The organism is Elusimicrobiota bacterium, assembly GCA_040757695.1.
Taxonomy (GTDB): Bacteria; Elusimicrobiota; UBA8919; order UBA8919; family UBA8919; genus JBFLWK01.
Genome location: JBFLWK010000098.1, coordinates 2,780 through 7,371 on the forward strand (window position 1 = coordinate 2,780; position 4,592 = coordinate 7,371).

Annotated in this window: 6 protein-coding genes and 1 pseudogene; all 7 read right to left on the minus strand. The window is 30.8% G+C overall.

What is annotated here, in order from left to right:
- On the minus strand, nt 1-1,075 hold a 1,075-nt coding region (locus AB1349_11945; GenBank protein ID MEW6558042.1), incomplete at its 3' end, for a serine/threonine-protein kinase.
- A gap of 78 nt (nt 1,076-1,153) precedes the next feature.
- Nucleotides 1,154-1,231 (minus strand): annotated as a pseudogene (locus AB1349_11950) (FHA domain-containing protein).
- 59 nt (nt 1,232-1,290) lie between these two features.
- Nucleotides 1,291-1,743, minus strand: a complete 453-nt coding sequence (locus AB1349_11955; GenBank protein MEW6558043.1) for a hypothetical protein — start codon at nt 1,741-1,743, stop codon at nt 1,291-1,293.
- An 88-nt stretch (nt 1,744-1,831) separates the two neighbouring features.
- On the minus strand, nt 1,832-2,524 hold the full coding sequence (locus AB1349_11960) for a tyrosine-type recombinase/integrase (GenBank protein MEW6558044.1): 693 nt from the start codon (nt 2,522-2,524) through the stop codon (nt 1,832-1,834).
- Nucleotides 2,525-2,806: 282 nt separating this feature from the next.
- Nucleotides 2,807-3,247, minus strand: a complete 441-nt coding sequence (locus AB1349_11965; protein ID MEW6558045.1) for a helix-turn-helix transcriptional regulator — start codon at nt 3,245-3,247, stop codon at nt 2,807-2,809.
- A gap of 32 nt (nt 3,248-3,279) precedes the next feature.
- Nucleotides 3,280-4,143, minus strand: a complete 864-nt coding sequence (locus AB1349_11970) for an Rpn family recombination-promoting nuclease/putative transposase (GenBank protein ID MEW6558046.1) — start codon at nt 4,141-4,143, stop codon at nt 3,280-3,282.
- Between the two features lie 89 nt (nt 4,144-4,232).
- Complete coding sequence (locus AB1349_11975) at nt 4,233-4,541, minus strand: hypothetical protein (GenBank protein MEW6558047.1); 309 nt, start codon at nt 4,539-4,541, stop codon at nt 4,233-4,235.
- Nucleotides 4,542-4,592 lie beyond the last annotated feature (51 nt).

Consider the following 4,592-nt stretch of genomic DNA (forward strand, 5'->3'; position numbering starts at 1 on the left):
TTTCATAACTGCTAATATTTTTGCCCTGTGTATCAATCCCACTATCTCTGAACATATCATCTGTTATTTTATCCATCATTAACTTTGATTTTTCATAACTGCTAATATTTTTGCCCTGTGTATCAATCCCACTATCTCTGAACATATCATCTGTTATTTTATCCATCATTAACTTTGATTTTTCATAACTGCTAATATTTTTGCCCTGTGTATCAATTCTATTACTTTGATTACTCTGAACTTCCAAGCTGGTATTTTTTAAAGAATTTACCCCTTTTAAAGCGTTTATCATTTGTTTAGCAGATAAAAATCTTTTATTAAGATCATCATTTAAAGCCTTCATTACTATATTTTCTAAATTAGAAGATATATTAGGATTACTTGTGCTTAACGGATCAAATTTGAATGGTATAGGAGACATTCCTGTAAGTAAATGATGCATCGTAGCTCCCAGAGAATATAAATCAGAGCGAGGTTCAGCTTTACCACGATATTGCTCAACTGGACAATATCCTTCAGTGCCTATTATAGTTTTTGTTGTTTGGCTATTTTGATGTATTACTCTGGCTATTCCAAAATCTACTAAAACTATTTGATTATTTTTATTTAACATAATATTAGAAGGTTTTATATCACGATATATTACAGGTGGAGACTGATTATGAAGATAATCAAGAAATTCAAGTATCTGTTTTGCCCAATCAATTACTTTTTGTTCTGGCAAACCTGGATTACCTTCTTTTTCTAATATAGTTTCTAAATCTTGACCATCTATATAAGTCATTACTAAATAATATCTACCATTACTTATAAAATTATCTGATATTTTAGGAAAATTTGGATGTTTTAATTTTTTTAGTAACTCAGCTTCTCTCTTAAACCACTGCTTAGCCTGTTCTTGTTCCAATGATGTCCCTAAAGGAGGAATAAGCTCTTTAATTGCATAGATTGAATTAGATTTGATATCTTCTGCTTTATAAACAGCTCCCATTCCGCCTTTTTTTATAAGATTAACAACTTTATAATGATTTTCTAAAATTATTCCTGTTTTCAAAAGTTCATTAATATTAGACATTAATAACCTCCTAATTCTAGATATTTTTATTTAGCCCATACTAAAAAAGGTATTAGTCTTTCCAAAACAAATTTCAACTCAATCTTTCAAAAGAATTAGTTTATTTTTTTCAATTTCTTCTTGATTTAAATATGTACCATTTGAACTTCCAGTATCTTCTAAAAAAACTCACCAGGAGATCTTTACGGTTATTGAAGTTTAATCTTAATAAAAATTTATATTAATTTTAATTGATCTTCTAAAAGATACCCAATAATTAATTGCTTTAGTAATTGATCATTTTTATTAAGTAATTGTGGTAATTGATCATACATATCTTTAGCAATTTTCTCATTTTTAGTTATAATTAAAATTAGCAATTCATCAACATCATATGTTTCACTAATTATGTCAGAAATAATTTCTTCTACTTTAGGGTGAATAATTTCATAAGACACATAATTTATATTATCGCCAATAATTTCATCAATATATCTTAACGCTATACCTATTTTTTTGTTATTATTAAAGCAATATGATAAATCAAAAAATTGTTCATCTTCAATAGTTAAATGACTATTATCATAATGTGATTTTAACCACTGTTCTACACTTTTTATTACTTCATTAGTTAATTTAGTAGGAAGTAATATTGGTTTAAATTTTAATTGACCTTTTTTTTCAGTCATTTATAGCCCTCCAAATTCATTTTTTTATAATCAACTAAATTTTTAAGATATTAGATGCAGAAACTCCATCTATTACAAAATTTTATTTCTAACTTTCCAGTGGATGAGTCCTTTCATACTCCACCACATCATACCTCTGAGAAGTATAAAGATAAACCATAGTAGTCAAAATATACTCATGGCCCATAAACCTCTGAAGAGTCGGAAGCCTCATACCATTTTCATAACAATGAGTCGCATAAGCATGCCTCATACTATGAGTAGAAAACACCCTTCCCATTGCCTCATACTTCTTCGATATCCCTGTAACCTCTCCGGCTCCTTCAACAACCCTCCTGATTTGTCTCAATGTTATACCAAAGACAGACTCAGACAGTTCCTTTCCTTCCTGCCATTTCTTCAACATCTCAAGGGTAGTCTTATCAATAGCACAATACCTGTCCTTATCACCTTTACCGGCCCTTACAAAAACCGTTTTATTATCATAAAAAATATCACAGAATTTAATATTCTCTAATTCTTCAGCCCTTAAACCGGTAGCATAAAGAGTCCTTATAATCAGATTATTCCTGAAGGCAAACTTCCCCTTATCATAAGCACTCATTAAAGATTCACACTCTTCCCTGGATAAAGTCGCAGGAAGTTTCCTGTCCCTGCTCCAACTCCATCCTTCAGGCATCTTCCCGAACTCACTCTTTAACTCTGCTCTTATCTCCTCAATAGCGTTCTTATACTTTTTACCCTGAACTTCCTCTTCCGGATTATTTATAATATCATTCATAAGCTGACCTTTCTTTTTAAACATATCTAAAAACGAATTTAAAGCCCCCGGGAGCGATTATTTTTTAAAAAAATATAAACCTTCATCTAGTGACTGTAATTTCTCAAAACAGGCTATTTTTGATATATTTGTGTCAAAAATCAAGGACTATAAAACATTGAAAAATGCCTATTTTAAGGCATTTAAGGCTATTTTATCCCTCTTTTTACCCTCAAAATGACCGACTTATAAAAACATGTCCTATTAATTTCGAAGAAGTTTCTCGGACATTTTTTTACAAAATTATTTCTGAAAAAATTTCTTAAAGAACTCACAAATAAATTTAACCAGGGAAGACAAAAGATTCCAGAAAAAACCTATAACACCCAGAACAGGAGAAGGATCTCCACCTCCCGGATACTCAGGTAAAGGAGGCGGAACCGGTGGAACAGGAAGTTCAGGATAAACTAAATTACCACTCTCACGCTCACGAACTGCAAGATCATAAATAAATTTCCTGTCCTCCTGGGAGAGCTCCAGCACATCATAAATTTTATTCAAAGTCTCATCAATAGGAGTAAAATCCCTTTTACCTGATAACAGCTTATAAACATAAGTCTCATTAAGTCCTGTCTTCTCTGCAAACTCTCTCTTACTCCATCCTTTATCCTTAACCTTCTTTATCAAAAAAGAACTCAATACACTTACTTTATCATGCTCTTCCAGTCTATCTATATATTCCACAATTCTTTTCCTCTTCCATTTTCATAAAATAATTAAACCTTCTTCTGCATTTCCTGTATACTTTCAATAGACATTCCTGTAAGCTTTACTATAGTTTCTAATTTTAAACCTTCCTGTAACATATTCTTTACAATTTCCATACGTTCTTCTTCTTTACCTTCTTCTTTAGCCTGATATAACCTGGAAGCTTCATCATGACGGGCCTTTGATCTCATTTCAAGCAACTCTCTTATATACTCATCATTTGATGCTCTTACCATTTCCTGTAACGCCATCATTATATCCTCCTCTTCTTTAATCTCCTCCGGGATGCTATTAAAATCACTTGCATAAATCTCACCAAACTTTAATGCAAGCAACCACTTCTCAAACTTTGACATATCCCTTTTAGGTTTATCTTTATTAAATTTAGGAAGCTCTATAAACTGTATCTCCTTTAAATCCGTAAGCTCTTTCTTTGATTTAATATTCAAAAACCTGAAAATATTAAGAAGATCTGCTTCATCTTCAAAAAAATTGAAATCAAGAATTGATATACTAATAACTTTGCACAACTTATCATAAGGTTCTTTTTCTTTAAGCTGTTCCGTATAAAGTTTCGCCAGGTAATAAAGAATACGTTTTAAATATGATTTATCATCAGCAACCTGCATTTCAACATTATACCTTATGCCTGTTCCATCTACGACCTTTACATCAAGAATGGTCAGCTTGTCTTTAAGATACTCTTTTATATTAAACGAATTAAGAAAAGTTAAACTTACTATCTTTTTATCACCTTTCAACCCCAATATAGCATTTAAAAGCGATATAAGAAGTTTTTCGTTTTTCTCATATCCAAAAACAAACTTAAATATAATGTCATTTCTGAGATTTATTGAACTATCCATTGCCATAACGTACCTCCAAATATCAAACTATTAATTTTATCTTAACATCAATCAAATAAATGAGCAATAGAGCTATTTATTCCTACTTTCACCATCTAACAAACCCTTTTAACAGCATTTACGGATCTAACATAACCCATTGCATCACCTATATTATCAAAAAACAGGTTATCCTTAACCTCTTCACCTTCATACAGAACAACACCGGTTATACCTTCATCCTGGGTTATCTTATACTCTATCACCGGCTCCTCTTTAATCTTACTAAAAATATACTCCCTCAATTTTACCGATAACTTATCCTTTTTCTTCCTGCATAAAGTCTTAAAAAGCAAGTCATACTCTTTTTTTGTAACCCTCAATCCTATATATTCAGTATAAACTTTATCTTTTATATTCATCATTTATCACCTCTAAATCATTATACTATAATTTTTTATGAAAGTAAACTCTAT